The organism is Nostoc sp. DSM 114160 (genome assembly GCF_053470305.1).
This window is the reverse complement of record NZ_JBPFGO010000001.1, coordinates 2,949,861-2,964,877: the sequence shown is the minus strand read 5'-3', so window position 1 is coordinate 2,964,877 and position 15,017 is coordinate 2,949,861. Positions and strand designations below refer to the sequence as shown.

The window sequence follows — 15,017 nt, the reverse complement described above, 5'->3', positions numbered from 1 at the left end:
GAGATTAAAAATTTAATGGAAGATTTGGCAATATTTCTGTCTAAGTCTTTGATGGGTTGGCTGGTTATTCAGGTGTGTTTTACGCTTGTCTTTATATGGTATCTGCGCTCGTCTAAAAAAAACTTATTGCCAGACGATCAGCTACCCAAAACAGCAGTAATTCTTTGCTTACGCGGAGCCGATCCGTTTTTGCCTAGATGTTTGCGATCGCTCCTAAATCAAAACTATCCACAGTATGATTTAAAATTAATCGTTGATAGTCACGAAGATCCTGCTTGGAAAATTGCTAGTGAAACCATCACTGAGCAAGAAGCAACCAACGTTCAAATCAGCCCTTTGAGAATAGTACGCAACAGTTGTAGTCTCAAATGCAGTTCTTTAATCCAAGCTGTCCGAGAGTTGGACGACTCTTACAAGGTGGTTGCTTTAGTCGATGCTGATACTATAGTTCATCTGAATTGGCTTAGAGAATTAGTCAGTCCTCTAGGGGATGCGAAAGTAGGCGCAACAACCGGTAATCGGTGGTACGTACCAACAGGCAGATATTGGGGTTCTTTAGTGCGGTACGTCGGCAATGTCTCTACAGTAGTGCAAATGTTTATCTTCCAGATTCCTTGGGGTGGAACTTTGGCTGTGAAAACAGAAGTGCTTCGTCAAACAGAACTGCTAGATAAGTGGGGACAAGCTTTAGGCGAAGATTTTATGATGCATGACATCCTGAAAAAACATGGTTTTCAGGTAAAGTTTGTGCCTTCGCTGCTAATAGTCAATCGTGAAGAGACTGATTTATTCAATTTAATAGACTATCTCAAGCGCCTTATCCTTTTTTCTCGACTGTATCATCCTCGTTGGTTGGCTCTTGTAAGTGAAGCTGTTTCTAGCATTTTGTTTCCGACTCTACTAAGCGTCTTAGTTCTAGAGTCGTTGTTAGAGGCAAAATGGGAAGCTGCGGCTCTGTTGTTAGTCTGCTATGGAGTTTACACTGTCGGATTACTCTTGATAATGCTGGTGTTGGAATTAGAGATACAGCGAGTAGTTCGCTCTAACGATCAAGCGATCGCCAAATTATCAGCTACTACAATTATCAAAATGTTGATTGGGATTCCGTTGACACAGTGGGTTTATGGGTTAGCGATGCTATCATCCCTGTGGACATCAACAGTCACCTGGCGCGGTGTCAGCTATCGAGTTCAAGGGCCTTGGAATGTCCGCTTGGTGGAATATCGCCCTTATCAATGGTTGGATCAACCGATTAATAGCAAGGTTTCTCTTTGAATTAAATCGCTAAATATCAACTAGGGCATGAAAGTTATTACACTAAACATTCCCTAGTCTTCAAATTGTATTATCTTATATTTAGTAGAACTATATTAGCTATAACCCTTGTAAAAATATACGTTTTTACTTGTTGATTACCAAAACGTATTGACATTTTTGGCAAGGGTTTAGACAAATATATTAAGGGGAATTTTGACTTAGCAGTTTGGATGTTTTGATATAGCAGGAGACAGAAGGCAGTTCTTGCTGGAGGTAAAAGTATACTTTTCCTAGCATTCACGCTTGTCATTATGTCCTAAGCTATGTGATTACGGCTATAGTTTAAATCCAGATTGACAAACATCCACTTCAAAATCGAAAATTTCAGCTATTTAACAATGCGTAAATCCTTAGTCTAACTGTATTGACGGGAATTTCTGAGCTAAAGAATCAGGATGTTCATGAAACATTTGCTGCGTAAATCCTAAGTTAAAAACCAGCAATTTTGTGAAATATTCCCCTTTATTATGACTAAGCAAAAACTTCGCATTGCACTGTTTACAGGGTTGTATGCTCCTTTCTTAACTGGTGTTTCCGTTGCAGTACACCAACGAGTTCGTTGGTTGCTAGAGCAGGGACATGAGGTTTTTCTAATCCATCCGCAAATCAACGATCGCTACCCCAAAAATGTTGGCGATCGCCCCATGCCAGGTTTAGAAGAAATTCAATCTTTCCCCAATTTTTCTGCTTACGCATTTCCCACAGAACCACTGGTATTTTACAAGTCTCTTCCTCAACCGTTGAACTATCGGCATTGGAGCGATACCAAGTTGCTGGAAAAATTCCAGCCCGATATTATCGTGGTTGAAGAAGCAGCCCAAATGAGAGGTTTATACTCATTTTTCTTACAAGGTTATGGTCGCCCAATCGGCACTCAATACGCAAAACGAACAGGCACGCCAATAATATCACTGTTCCATACAGATATTGTTGCGTATATCAAATATTACTTTGGAGACAGATTCTTCAATTTGGTTCGTCCCATCGTTCCCATTTTAGTCAAGCAATTTAGTGAGTCTTATGACTTCAATTACTTCTCTTCTAAAGAACAACTGACTAAATACGAAGAACTGAAATGCCAACGCGCTGAATACGTCGCTTATCAAGGTATCGATTGCGAAAAATTTCACCCGCGAAACATTTGTTACGATCCAATTCCCAATGATAACCGACCAACTCTGTTGTTTGTTGGACGCATTACACCGGAAAAGAATGTCAACCAATTGCTTGATATCTTTCCAGTCATAGCTGCGAAAATTCCTGATGTCCATCTGGTAATTGTTGGTAGTGGCCCGCTAGATGAAGAGATCCGCGAGCGTGCTAAAAAGTTTGGATCGGGTGTTACTGTATGGGGTGAGTCTCACGGTACAGAACTTCTAGGTTGGTTTGCTAGAGCAGATGTTTTTGTCAATCCCTCCGTCACCGAGAACTTCTGCACGACAAATAACGAAGCGCTAGCGTCTGGAACTCCTCTGGTTGCTGTTGTTGCACCGTCAACCTCAGAACAGGTATTTCCTGGTCGTAACGGCTTCCTTGCCCAACCTAACAACCCTACAGACTTCGCCCAAAAGGTAATTGCAATTCTAGAAAATCCCGGTTTGAAAGCAGATATGACTAGACACGCTCGCCCTTCCATACTTGACTTTGATTGGTCAGCGTGTATGCAGAAATTTGAACACAAACTTTACCAAATCGTTGAAGGAGCGCAGAAGGTGGAGGTAGGTACGACTAATGTAAGACTACAGCGATAAAAAATATGGCGATCGCTAGTATTTACAGTATTAGCGATCGCTAATTAGTGACTTTGAGTTTGACTAAACCTGTTAGTTGATGGGTGCGTAGGCATAGCGCGTCGTAGACATCGCATTAAAATGAAACCAGAGTTTAATAGCTGGGATAATAATGGAAGTTTTTCAAATTACGACAATTGTTGATGCATCAGGGCATTTGCATCTTGATATCCCAACACCGCTAGCGCCTGGGGAGGTGAATGTCGTGGTTGTTCTGAATCCAGTTGCATCAAATAGCACACAAAAATCTGATTATGATTTTTCCGATCTTGCGGGTAAATTAGCCTGGGAGGGAGATGCATTAGCGATGCAAAGGGTGTTACGAGATGAGTGGTAATCGCTATTTGTTGGATACAAATGCGATCGTTTATTCTGAGCAGTACAATTTTTGTTAAAAATTCTGTAAAATTATCATAAATTTTCAGTGAAATTACTGCTATAACTTTTAACAAATATGTTACTTGCCGTATTATCTTGATGTCAGACTACGGTTAAAAAAGTAATTTTTATGACATACGCACAAAAGTTACCAGTGTCTCTGCTTGGAGCAGCTTTAATTGCCTTGGGCACAGGGCAAATAGCACAAGCAGTATTATTAGTTGAATCAGAGTCAGCAGTGGTAAATCTTGATGCTCAAGAAGTAACATTCACTGTAAATTTTAATAGAGTGCCAGATTTTTTCACAGTTGATGAATTTGATAGACAAGCCGATTCTTTTCAATACTATATCGATCCGAGTGGGGAATTGCCTATTTTTAGACCGCCCTCTGCCTATAGTAACCTTTCCTCAATTATTCGCGGAGAAGAAATTCACGTTGCAGGTGACGTTCGGATACGTGATGTATTCTCAGTTGGTCCATCGGAACCGAATTCAGGAGGTTGGGGTAACATCCGTGGTTCAGTACCATACAGCCTTGATGGCACTGTGCTGAAATTTTCAGCACCTCTGCAATTTATTGGTGATTCAGACGGTTTGTTTAGCTATCGGTTAGAGTTGTACGAGTTTGGCAGTTGGAATGGTCTTACAAACGAAAATAAGTCTACTATTGCTAGTGTTCCCGAACCTAATTTTGCATTAGGTGCATTAGCTTTTGCAGCCTTAAGTGTAGGTTTACGGCAAAAACGTAACGTAAAGATATAGCAGGGGACAGGAGACAGGGAACAGGGAACAGGATCGAAAGTCGCTTGGTGTCTGGGTTTTATATTAGGTTTATGTCCTAAACGACTTGGCGACAGCTATAAGTCAGCCCCCAGTCCCCCCCCTGTAAATCAATACGCTTGGTTAAGGCTTGATCCCCCTAACTCATTAAAAAAGGAGGGAACTATACTAATAATGTTCAGAGACGTTGTAATACAACGTCTCTACAATTAACGGAAGCTAGTTTTAGCACCATGCCACCCATGTAAGATCGGCATAGTAAACAATCCCCACGCCAAACCTGTAATTAACCCAAAAGGCGTAACCAAATAGTTATTAAAATTCCACAAACCAAAAATCTGTGCTGCCAATTCCAAAGGATAAGCCATCATCAGCACACTGGCTAACGCCACACCACTCCAGCCATATTGATTTAACCAGTAAAATCCTTTACCACCAGTCATCCCATACAGCAGGCGAGTAATCAGCAAACCCGTGACAGTGCCATAGCAGCGCATACACACAGCCATAATAAATGGTGGTGCTAAATCTAACCCCATATCTGGTTGCGGACAGACATGATTACCCATGAAATAAATGATGTCCGCAATTCCAGGAAGCAAAGACACTCCAGACGCAGCCAAAAAGGGAGCGATAGGCGGGCCAAAAACCATCCCTACCAACAAGAAATCAGCAATCAAACTGACCCAATTAACCTGCAATTCACTGAAAGCTACTCTTGTCATTTCCTTTTGTCTGCGCCTTTGCGTCTACCTTTTCTTAACGTACCTTATTTACATAAGGACTTGTTAACTTATCCAACTGCTGAATCAACAGACTGAGGAACAAACCTACATCTGTCACCACACCCACTGATTCTACAGAACCGCGATCGCTTAACTTAGTCACTACAGCTGGATTAATATCGACACATACCATTTTCACCCCTGCCGGAGTCATATTACCCACGCCAATGGAGTGCAGCATCGATGACAGCATCAAAATCATCTCTGCACCTTCTAGGTGTTTGGCATATTGCTCCTGTGCTTGAATCAAATCCATTACGGTATCAGGCAAAGGCCCGTCATCCCGAATGGAACCCGCAAGTACAAAAGGTACATGATTGTGAACGCACTCATACATGACGCCACTTTTAATTGCTCCCGCCTCCACAGCTTTGGGAATGCTGCCATAACGACGGATACTATTAATTACCTTGAGGTGATGGCGATGTCCTCCATGCACGGCGACACCCCGCTTCATATCTACACCCAAGGAAGTGCCCATGATGTTTTGCTCGATGTCGTGAACTGCGATCGCATTACCACCCAGCAGTGCTTGTACATATCCTTCCCGAATCAGTTGCGCCAGGTGTTCGCCGCCACCAGTGTGAATTACCACAGGGCCAGCCGTGACAACTACTTTACCACCAGCATCGCGGATTTTACGCAATTCCCAAGCCACTTGCTCAACGACTAATTCCACGCGCCGTTCGCTAGAAACCCCCGCCGACATAAAGCTGAATTCTTGGGTGCTGCGGAGTTCCCGCGATTCAGTTTTGCGGATGGTGCGGATACCTAAAACATCTACAATTACCTGTTCGCCAACTTTTAAATCGCGGAGTATTTTACACCGAGCTACAAAGCCATTGGCAGTTTGGGTAATGGCGATCGCGCCATCCATGCGTTGATTTTCTACCTTCACCCACTGACCATTAATTCGCACTTCGGTGGGATAAATTGTACTGACGTAAAAATCATCAGGCGCAACGCCATCTTGAATTACTGGCTCCAGTTTGGCATCTCGCTCATCATGGGGTAAATCTACAGCACCCAAATCAATCAATCGGGAGATGATTTCTTCCATCACTTCATGGGATGGTGCTGATACTCTCACCTCGGCGGCTGAAGTACTTTGCCGTTGTTCTCCCAAGTTGAAATTCAGGACTTTGAAACTTCCGCCGGCATCTATAATCAAATCCAAAGCGCGGTTAATTAAGCCAGCATCTAACAAATGTCCTTCCATGCGAATGACGCGGCTTTCTACCGAGACATTGGCATGAAGTTCATCTCTAACTGGTTCTGTCACCCGCAAAGTTAAGCACTTAGCCGCACCACCGGCTTTGAGAAATTCCGTAAGTGGTGTTTCCAGCACTTGGAAACCTGCATCCTGAAGGCGGGTTTTCAAAGCATCACTCGTCTTGTTCATGATGACGATGCTATCTACATTCACCGCATTACAAGCGAAGTTGACTGCATCAGCTTCTTCAATTGCGATGCGCTTTTCTGGTGCAACTCGCATTTCAATTAAGCGGTTGGAGTAAGAATCAAAAGCGCCGGGATAGTATAGCAAATAGCCATTTGTTAAAGGACAAAAACAGGTATCTAGGTGATAGAAACGTTCGTCTATTAATCGTAGGGATAGCACCTCAATATCCAGCCATTTAGCTAGATAAGGGTGAGAATCTAATTCCGAGCGGAAACCGTATCCCGCCCATAACCAGCGTCCTTCCCGATCTAGCAGTGCGTCTCCTGCTCCCTCAAAGGGCAAATCTTTGGGAAGTTCATTGACTGTATAACCATTTGCCTCAAACCATTGTTTGAAGAAAGGCTCCTCTCCCTGACGTTCTTTGTGCAAAAAGCGACTGAGGACGACATTATCGCCCAGAACCAAGCCAGCATTGGCGGTAAAAACCAAATCAGGCCAGCCCTTTTCAGGTGGTACTAAATCGACAATGGCGTGTTCTTTGAGGATTTGATGTAGTCCCTGCCACTGTTCCACGGCGCGATCGCGCGATGACTTGTGAATATTCCCTTCCATCCAAGGATTAATCACATAGTCCACGTCGTAGTGGTCAGGAGGGCACATTAAAAAGCGAATCCGAGAAGTCATAAAAATCTTACAAGCGTTTTATATGCTACAAGCTTACTTTGAATACAGACTTTTGTTTTTTTACAGGTAAAATCTGCTACTAAAGCATCTATCTTTTGATAGTTGAAGACTTGACCAAGCCTTCGCTCTCAATTCTATTACTGGAACATGGTAATAATACCAATTCAAAATTCAAAATTAACGTGAGTTCGACAGACCTCTCCCGGACAGCCTCCCTCTCCTAAAAGCCGAACGCGAGTGTGTCTTTGTAAGGAGAGGGAGGAGTAACGAGTAAGGAGGGTTTTTGCTCCCCTCTCCTGGTAGGAGAGGGGCTGGGGGAGAGGTCAAAATAGCACTCGTCGAACTCACGTAAAATTAAGAAACCCTGATTTAATTTAGGTTTCCAGCAAAGTGAGGCCACTGGGGGTGTATTAGAGGGCGAAGCAACTAGATCAAATTCATCGGCATTAGCAGCAAAATCTTTATCAAATGCTCTCAAATCCACAGTCTATAGTATGCTAATAACAAGCAACTAACCATTACGTTCGGCAAGTATAGTCAAGCGAACGTTTATTTTCCCAGCGTTCGCTTTTAACTTTTCACCAACACCCGTGGCTTGAATAGCACGCTTGTTAAGCTGAAGGGTAGGAGGGGTGTGCAGAGGGCATGGAGAAGAGACAAGGTAGACGAAGAAGAGGGGGGAGACAAGGGAGAGAGTTGTTCAATAATTCCCCCTTGTCCCCTTGTCCCCTTGTCTCCTCTGCTCCCCTGCTCCCCCGCTCCCCTGCCTCCCTCAAGCAGTCACTATATAAGACGAATCGATCGCTGCTACACGCCCTGCATCTACCAAAGCTTGATACACTATCGCTGCTACCTCACCGCGTGTAGCATCGCGGGTAGGATTGAGTTGTTTCAGGTTTGGGTAATTGACGATAATTTTCTTGTCTATAGCTTTTACTACCTCATCCTTGGCATATTCAGGAATCTTGGCTTGGTCATCGAAAACTTTGATAGTTGCCGTACCATCATTAGATAACCCCAATCCATTCACCAGAGAGACAATCACTTGCACGCGCTGGATATTTTTGTTGGGACTAAAGGTATTGTCGGGAAAACCAGAGAGAAATAAACCCTGATATGCCTGCTGAATTACCTTGGATGCCCAGAAGTCTGCTGGTACATCTTTGAATTTGATCGCTGCACGGCTTGGTGGTGGGTTGAAAGCTTTTACTACTATTGCCGCGAATTGTGCCCGTGTCATTGTCGCATCGGGTTTAAATGTGCGATCGGGAAAACCATTAACTATCCCCAATTTGACTAATTCCCGAATAAACCCACCTGCCCAATGATTCGCAATATCGGTTAATTCAATAGTAGGTGTTGAGGTTGGGGTTGGCGTTGGCGTTGGCGTTGGTGTTGGTGTTGGTGTTGGTGTTGGCGTGGGTGTTGGTGTCGGTGTTGGCGTGGGTGTTGGTGTTGGTGTCGGTGTTGGTGTTGGCGTTGGTGTCGGTGTCGGTGTCGGTGTTGGAACCGAACTATCTGCAAACTCTATGTTTCCGGCGACTTTAGACGCATCTATTTTATTTCCTAGAGAAATCAGCTTGTTGGAACTGACATTTTGCAAATCAAATTTACCGTTATTGCGTAGAGTATTTCCCCCCGGATTATTGATACTGCCGATATCCGGTAGAGCAGTTCCAATTACTGTGATCCCATCATCAGTATTATTTTCACAGACATTATTACGTAATACCGGGCGCGCACTACCAGAGATGACAATCCCAGAACGGTTTTCATAAATTCTGTTATCTCGAAGGATGGGTGATGCAGTATCACTAATGGCAATGCCAAAACCTGTTTTGAAGTAAGTATTATTTTCAATTTGACCTTTAGAATTTTTAGCGATCGCAATTCCATTAGCTGCATTCTCACTGAACACATTACCTAGAACAACTGGGTTCGCATCGCCTGTAGCAAATACTCCCTCTCGCTTATTGTTGATGAAGGTGCTATTAGCAACAGTAGGGGCAGTTGATTCAATCCAAACACCACTACCACGGCTAGCCAAATTTGTTACAGTTACTCCTCGGAGTTCCGCCTTATCCAGCAGCACAAATGTGACATTCTGCCCAGCAAAAGTACGGCTCAGATAGGTACCACTTCCTTCAATCAAAATGCCATTGCCTTTATTGGTTTCATTACCCACAACTGTTACGCCAGATGGAACCGTTAGCGGAAATACTTCACCGCTAGCAGCGTTGTAATTACCATTTGCTAGTTGAATCTTGGTATCAACAGTAGATACCTTAAGGGCTTGCGTAATAGTTTTGAAGGGGGCTTGTTGGCTACCTGGGTTGGTATTGCTACCTGATACTGGATTTACGTAAAAAGTTTGAGCCATATTTATACTTTAATAAAATACATAGCTATCCTAGCGCTAACCATGAAAATGAGTAGCGATCGATGCATTAAGTAACTGAAATTACTTCACAGTACAAACTTAAAAAATTATGCAAACACTTCTGGTGTTACAATACGTTCGATCTGAGTGACAAACAAGTCATAAATGAAATTTCAAAGACTCCACAAAGTTATCTTACAAAGTCACCAAAGACCCCAAGAAATATCCAACTTGACACCTCAAAACTTTCGTATCCAGAGTAAAGAGACATCAAAGAAGCCTCTCACCCAAGAACAAATAGATAATCAAGCCTTCCAAATTCAAAAAATGGAGGCTACAAAATTAGAGATCCAGGCAAAACATGGCACGATAACACCAGAAAGACAGGAACGCTTGGGTGTATTGCAAGCCAAGATGAATGACTTCTGGGTGCAGAGAAAAGAAAGTAGCAAGGGTCTGCCTAACCTGTTAGACATCCCTGATTTATTTACAAGGCGTGAAACACGTTTAGCACAACAAATTCAGCCACAACTTACAATTGGGCAACCTGGAGATAAGTATGAGCAGGAAGCAAATAGGGTAGCCACAGATGTCGTTAGCCAAATGCATCAACCGCAGACTAAAGATATTCCCATTCAGACGGCTTCTAAACTAAAGCATCAGGTTGGTGTAAGCGATAAGAGAACAGCTTCAAGTGAATCGGGTAATGTAGTGAATACAGGAAATGGGATACAGGGTAAGGTAACTCAGACAGATGGAGATGTTATCCAGCTTTTAGGCGTTCAAGATATCATTAAAAAGTTTGAACAGATAGCACAAGAAAATAAAGTTTCAACTGACTCACAACCGTGGCTAAGCGATCGGAGAAAACCAGCAACAGATCGGATAGCGAATAAGTCTATCAAAGCAGAGGAAGAGGCGCAACAGTTAGAATCCGAGTCTGGATCGAGCATTGATACAGATTCACAAGCCTCAGATTTTCGACCTCAGGAATCAAAGGAAGAGGTGAAATCAGAAGATAAAATACCAAGTACCTCCTCTGAATCAAAAACAATCTTATTTGATATCAATCAAGAGGTTGATAAAAATTTAAATAAAATAGCAGACTATCTTTTTTCTGAATATAAAGAAGAAAAAGAAGAGAATCCAGATAATTTCAAATTCAAACAAGATTTTCAAGTTGAGTACGACGATATAATGCAATTATCACGAAAAGCATTAACTGATTTACTGTCAATTAAAATCCAAGATGGACTCACAAAAATTACTCCTTTAAGCGATGAAAAAATCATAAAAATCGTAGAAGAAATTAAGTTAAAAAGAAAAGCTGAACAGTTAAGAAAAGACAAGGAAGAATTAATAAAAAGTATTAAATTCAAGACCAAAACACAATTTATAGTTTCTAACTATAAAACTCCTACTTCTTCCGCTCATAAAAAGCAACTAAGTCTAGAACAACATCTAAAAGAAACTCAAGATATTCTTAATGATGAAAGAAAAATTACAGAAGCACGAGAAAAATTACCTGATTTGCTGGTAAACCCTCGTTCGGTTGATGTCTCTCTCTTGAGTGATGAAGAGGTTCGAGGTCTCCTGCAAAAGTTTCTATCGCAGCATCTCAAGAAGTCAACGAACACAAACACACCAAAAAGCAAAGTAGAAGAGCAAACTAAACCAGAGATACCAGAAAGCAAAGTAGAAGAGCAAACTAAACCAAAGACAACCGGGAAGGAACGCTGGAATAAACTGAAGAAGATAGTAAGAACAGATTCATCTTTACCTCAGATAAAAGGTAAATCTAAAAGTTTAACTTTTGAGCATAACCGCGACAAAGCCAGAGAAAATTATTGGTTAGAGGCATGGGATGCACTGCATCGACCTGCTTTTAAATTAGGAGATGAACATTTTGTAAACTGGTTGGCTGGGACTAATATCATTAAATGGCTGAATGAGCAAGAAGCAAAAGACAAAAACATGAGAACGGCTTTTGAAGAGCAAAAACAACAAGAGGGTGGCGAAACAAATTTTTGGGAGTGGAAAGCAAAATCAGAGTATGCTGGGAAATCTTCACCACCTCCCACTACAGAATCTTTCTGGGATTACCTAGATAAAAACAAAATCGAGATTTCAGGAGTCAAATACCTGGAGTCGGAAGCAGAGCGCAGACCAAGAGGAGTCACGATTAGCGGAGGTACATGGACAGATGCCTTTGGAGATGACCTTAGCTCACAAGGTAAGATAGCTCTTGGTGCACCAAATGGTGGAGAAGATTGGATGATTTTTGTTCTTAGCCCTGATGGAAAGTTCTATGCTGATGCCCATAAGCAAGGGAAGTATCATCATTCAAGTGCTTTAGCTGGCATCCCAGTCAAAGGTGCTGGTGCCATTCAGGTTATAGATGGCGAACTAAAAGCGATCGCAGATAAAAGCGGTCACTATAAGCCTAACATGCATCAGATGTATACGACTTTAAGACACTTGGAAAAATTAGGTGTAAACCCTGAAACTTATATGGTATATATAAGAGATTTGGGGGGCATGCAAGGTAACGAATGGCTTGAAAAATATGAAAACAGTGATGAATTCAAAAAATACCGCCAACAGCAGCAAGAGAACCTAAAAACAATAGAGCAGAGAAGAAAGAGGGAAAAAGCCTCACGGGGAAAGTAGCAAAAGACTTTTAAGCCTGTTGCCTATTATTTGTTGCCTGCTATAGTTTTGAAAACTGTACCTAGTTCGCTGACGATAGACGAAAACTCCCTTTCCTACAAAGTCAGGGAGTTAGCATTGTATATTCTCTTCAACTGAAAAAGCCTGTCTTCCTATTAATACGGCCACTTCCAATCGCGAATTTCTGGCATATCGTCGCCGTACTTCTGGATGTATTGCTTGTGTTCGATCAGCTTATCTTGCAAATGCTGCTTGACATAAGCTGCCCTATATCCCAATTTTGGTACGCGCTCAATTACATCCATTACTAAATGAAAGCGATCGAGTTCGTTAAGAACAACCATATCAAAGGGGGTGGTGGTAGTTCCCTCTTCCTTGTAGCCGCGCACATGCATCTGATCGTGGTTAGTATGACGATAAGTTAAGCGATGAATCAACCAGGGATAGCCATGAAAGGCAAAGATAATGTGTTTATCTGTGGTGAAAATTGTGTCAAAGTCTTTTGCGCTCAAACCGTGGGGATGCTCGCTTTTTGGCTGTAGTGTCATTAAATCGACTACGTTTACCACCCGCACTTTTAAATCTGGAAAGTGCTGGCGCAGAATATCCACAGCCGCTAAAGTTTCTAAGGTGGGAATATCCCCAGCACAAGCCATTACTACATCTGGATCGCCGTCTTGGTCGTTGCTTGCCCATTCCCAAATACCGATGCCTTTGGTGCAGTGCTTGATGGCAGCATCCATATTTAGGTATTGCAATGCTGGTTGCTTTCCGGCAACGATAACATTGACATAGTTACGGCTTCTGAGACAGTGGTCGGTTACTGATAGCAAAGTGTTGGCATCGGGCGGCAAATACACCCGAACGATCTCTGCTTTTTTATTAACTACATGGTCAATAAAACCGGGGTCTTGGTGGGAAAAACCGTTATGGTCTTGCCGCCAAACGTGAGAAGTGAGTAGGTAATTGAGAGAAGCAATCGGTCTACGCCAAGGAATATGTCTGGTCGTTTTCAACCATTTGGCGTGCTGATTGAACATTGAGTCAATGATGTGGATGAACGCCTCATAGCAAGAGAAAAACCCGTGGCGTCCGGTGAGGAGGTAGCCTTCTAACCATCCTTGACAATTAGTTTCGCTGAGAATTTCCATCACCCGACCGTCGGGGGAAAGGTGGTCATCTTCCGGGAGGATCTGAGCTGCCCAATCCCGGTCTGTGACTTCTAGCACAGCGCCTAAGCGATTTGATACCGTTTCATCGGGGCCGACGATACGGAAATTGCGGCTTTCTTGGTTAAGTTGCATGATATCCCGGAGGAAAATTCCTGCAACTTGGGTAGCTTCAGCGATCGCTTGCCCTGGTTTGAGAACATCTACGGCATAGTCTCGAAAGTCGGGCATTTTCAGGTCACACAGCAAAAGACCGCCGTTAGCGTGGGGATTGTCACCCATGCGTCGATGACCTTTGGGAGCCAGTTCTGCTAGTTCGGGAATTAGTGTGCCGTTAGCGTCGAAGAGTTCTTCTGGTTTGTAACTCTTCATCCAATCTTCTAGGAGTTTCAGATGTTCTGGCTGTTTGGCTATGTTGCCAAAGGGAACTTGATGCGATCGCCAATAACCTTCAGTTTTTTTGCCATCAACTTCCTTTGGGCCTGTCCAACCTTTGGGGGTTCGCATGACAATCATCGGCCACTGGGGACGTTTGGTGAAACCATGTACGCGGGCTTCTCTTTGGATACTTTGAATTTCAGCGATCGCTATATCTAGAGTCGCCGCCATTTGCTGGTGGACATCTGCGGGATCGTCACCTTCGACAAAGTAGGGCTTGTAGCCGTAGCCTACAAATAAGCTTTCCAATTCCTCATGACCGATCCGTGCGAGTACCGTTGGATTAGCAATTTTATATCCATTCAGGTGCAGGATCGGCAGTACAGCCCCATCATGTACGGGGTTAAGAAACTTGTTGGAATGCCAGCTAGTTGCTAAAGCACCTGTTTCGGCTTCGCCGTCACCCACAACAGCCGCAACAATTAAGTCTGGGTTATCAAAAGCGGCACCAAAAGCGTGGACGAGGGCATAACCTAATTCCCCGCCTTCGTGGATCGAACCAGGAGTTTCCGGTGCAACGTGGCTAGGAATACCACCAGGGAAAGAGAATTGTTTGAAGAGTTTCTGAATTCCTTCAGCATCCTGGGAGATGTTGTGATAATACTTGGTGTAAGTGCCTTCTAGGTAGGTGTTGGCTACCAGTCCAGGGCCACCATGACCAGGCCCAGCAATGTAAATTGTGTTTAGGTCATATTTTTTGATGACCCGATTCAGGTGAGCATAGATTAAGTTCAGCCCTGGCGTTGTTCCCCAGTGCCCCAAGAGCCTGGGTTTGACGTGTTCCAGCTTTAACGGTTCTCTCAGTAGCGGATTGTCGAGTAGATATATCTGCCCAACCGAAAGATAGTTAGCTGCACGCCAGTAGGCATTTATCTTCTGTAATTCTTCATCTGTTAAAGGCTTTGTTTGTGGAGGACTGGCTAATGTCATTTCGACACTCCATTACAAAAGGATTTTGACGGATTCACCAGTATGTAATCTTACTTATTTTCAAGATGATGGCCATCTAACCCATGATGAATTTTGCTAGCCTTTGTGACTAAATTATTTTGCTTTGGGCAAAGGATAGAGAGCGATGTCTAGAATGAGCTACTCTTACGCTACTAATGAATAGTATCAATCAGCATTGTCTTCGTCATAATTATCTAGTTGTAAAGTGTAATCTAATGCCACTTTTAACAGTATTAAATATCAGATAAGCTCATACTTTGTAGTGAGCGATT

At 43.0% G+C, this 15,017-nt stretch carries 9 protein-coding genes; 5 read left to right on the top strand and 4 right to left on the bottom strand.

Annotation, left to right across the window (positions count from 1 at the left end; genetic code table 11):
* Positions 1-15: 15 nt before the first annotated feature.
* The 4 genes from NSTCB13_RS13180 to NSTCB13_RS13165 all read left to right on the top strand — a co-directional run bounded on the left by NSTCB13_RS13180 (position 16) and on the right by NSTCB13_RS13165 (position 4,248).
* Positions 16-1,275 carry a glycosyltransferase gene (locus NSTCB13_RS13180; protein WP_448272639.1) on the top strand — a complete coding sequence of 420 codons (1,260 nt, stop codon included), beginning with the start codon at positions 16-18 and terminating at the stop codon, positions 1,273-1,275.
* A gap of 509 nt (positions 1,276-1,784) precedes the next feature.
* Positions 1,785-3,068 carry a glycosyltransferase gene (locus tag NSTCB13_RS13175; RefSeq protein ID WP_448272638.1) on the top strand — a complete coding sequence of 428 codons (1,284 nt, stop codon included), beginning with the start codon at positions 1,785-1,787 and terminating at the stop codon, positions 3,066-3,068.
* A 151-nt stretch (positions 3,069-3,219) separates the two neighbouring features.
* Positions 3,220-3,444, top strand: coding sequence for a hypothetical protein (locus tag NSTCB13_RS13170; protein WP_445628160.1), 225 nt, complete (start codon positions 3,220-3,222; stop codon positions 3,442-3,444).
* Between the two features lie 171 nt (positions 3,445-3,615).
* Positions 3,616-4,248 (top strand): hypothetical protein, encoded by a 633-nt coding sequence (locus NSTCB13_RS13165; RefSeq protein ID WP_445628161.1) that lies wholly within the window; start codon positions 3,616-3,618, stop codon positions 4,246-4,248.
* A gap of 227 nt (positions 4,249-4,475) precedes the next feature.
* Here NSTCB13_RS13165 and NSTCB13_RS13160 read toward each other — a convergent pair whose 3' ends face one another.
* The 3 genes from NSTCB13_RS13160 to NSTCB13_RS13150 all read right to left on the bottom strand — a co-directional run bounded on the left by NSTCB13_RS13160 (position 4,476) and on the right by NSTCB13_RS13150 (position 9,517).
* Positions 4,476-4,991 (bottom strand): DUF2085 domain-containing protein, encoded by a 516-nt coding sequence (locus tag NSTCB13_RS13160; protein WP_448265118.1) that lies wholly within the window; start codon positions 4,989-4,991, stop codon positions 4,476-4,478.
* Positions 4,992-5,025: 34 nt separating this feature from the next.
* Complete coding sequence (gene argZ, locus NSTCB13_RS13155; RefSeq protein ID WP_448272637.1) at positions 5,026-7,137, bottom strand: bifunctional arginine dihydrolase/ornithine cyclodeaminase; 2,112 nt, start codon at positions 7,135-7,137, stop codon at positions 5,026-5,028.
* A gap of 772 nt (positions 7,138-7,909) precedes the next feature.
* A complete protein-coding gene (locus NSTCB13_RS13150) occupies positions 7,910-9,517 on the bottom strand; it encodes a DUF1565 domain-containing protein (RefSeq protein ID WP_448272636.1) in 1,608 nt (535 codons plus the stop codon).
* Positions 9,518-9,682: 165 nt separating this feature from the next.
* Here NSTCB13_RS13150 and NSTCB13_RS13145 point away from each other — a divergent pair, with 165 nt between their 5' ends.
* On the top strand, positions 9,683-12,187 hold the full coding sequence (locus tag NSTCB13_RS13145) for a hypothetical protein (RefSeq protein WP_448272635.1): 2,505 nt from the start codon (positions 9,683-9,685) through the stop codon (positions 12,185-12,187).
* A gap of 155 nt (positions 12,188-12,342) precedes the next feature.
* On the opposite strand, the gene NSTCB13_RS13140 is transcribed toward NSTCB13_RS13145, so the two are convergent.
* Positions 12,343-14,724: a phosphoketolase family protein gene (locus NSTCB13_RS13140; RefSeq protein ID WP_448272634.1), complete on the bottom strand. Its 2,382-nt coding sequence runs from the start codon at positions 14,722-14,724 to the stop codon at positions 12,343-12,345.
* Positions 14,725-15,017 lie beyond the last annotated feature (293 nt).